This is a genomic window from Pseudomonas sp. PS02303 (assembly GCF_029959925.1).
Taxonomy (GTDB): domain Bacteria; phylum Pseudomonadota; class Gammaproteobacteria; order Pseudomonadales; family Pseudomonadaceae; genus Aquipseudomonas; species Aquipseudomonas mandelii.
The window spans coordinates 1-1,104 of the sequence record NZ_JASCOM010000533.1; the positions used below are offsets into that span (position 1 = coordinate 1).

Here is a 1,104-nt window from a genome sequence, read left to right on the forward strand (position 1 = left end):
GGGCTTAACAGTCAACACTTGTATTGAATGTAAGTCCGCTATCGCGAGCAGGCTCGCTCCCACAATTTGACCTGTGTAAAGCCTGGGGGAATCAGCTCAACTCAAGCCAGATCGGCGCATGATCCGACGGCTTTTCCATACCACGCAGTTCGTAGTCCACTCCCGCATCCTTGACGCGCGGCAACAACCCATGGGACGCCATGATCAGGTCAATCCGCAGCCCGCGCTTGGGTTCGTCTTCAAAACCGCGGCTGCGGTAGTCGAACCAGCTGAAACGGTCGGCCACGTCCGGGTTCAAGTGACGGAAACTGTCGACCAGGCCCCAGTTCTTCAAGCGGGCCATCCACTCGCGTTCTTCCGGCAGGAAGCTGCATTTTCCGGTTTTCAGCCAGCGTTTCATGTTGTCCGGGCCGATGCCGATGTCGCAGTCTTCCGGAGAAATGTTCACGTCGCCCATCACCACCACTGGCTGTTCATTGCTGAACTGGCTTTCCAGCAACTGCTGCAGGTCGCCGTAGAAACGCTCCTTGGCCGGGAACTTGGTGGGGTGATCGCGGCTTTCGCCCTGTGGGAAATAGCCGTTCATGATGGTCACCGGCACGCCATTGGCGTCGGCGAACGTGCCCCAGATGAAGCGTCGTTGGGCCTCGTCGTCGTCGGTGGCGAAGCCTTTATGCAGGGCAATCGGTTCTTTGCGCGAGAGCAGGGCGACGCCGTAATGGCCTTTCTGCCCGTGGAAATACACGTGATAACCCAGCGCCTGTACCTCGGCCAGCGGGAACTGGTCGTCGTGAACCTTGGTTTCCTGCAGCCCGATCACGTCCGGCTGGTGCTTGTCGATCAGCGCCGCCAGCTGATGCGGGCGAGCGCGCAGCCCGTTGATGTTGAAGGAGACGATCTTCATGGTCGGCAGTCCTGGCAAAAGGGCGATGCTAGCTGACCTGTGGGAATCGGGCCAGTGTTGGGGTGAGGGGATTCACTGTGTTCTGTCAGATCTGTATTGGCAGTCAGGGCCTCATCGCGGGCAAGCCACGCTCCTGCAAGGTTTCGAGCGGACACAGATTTTGTGTACGCCACAGAACCTGTGGGCGCGTGGCTTGCCCG

Annotated in this window: 1 protein-coding gene; it reads right to left on the reverse strand. The window is 59.3% G+C overall.

The window, feature by feature from the left end; all coding sequences use genetic code 11:
* Positions 1-91 precede the first annotated feature (91 nt).
* Positions 92-904: an exodeoxyribonuclease III gene (xthA, locus tag QMX98_RS34715; protein WP_282412085.1), complete on the reverse strand. Its 813-nt coding sequence runs from the start codon at positions 902-904 to the stop codon at positions 92-94.
* Between the last annotated feature and the right edge of the window lie 200 nt (positions 905-1,104).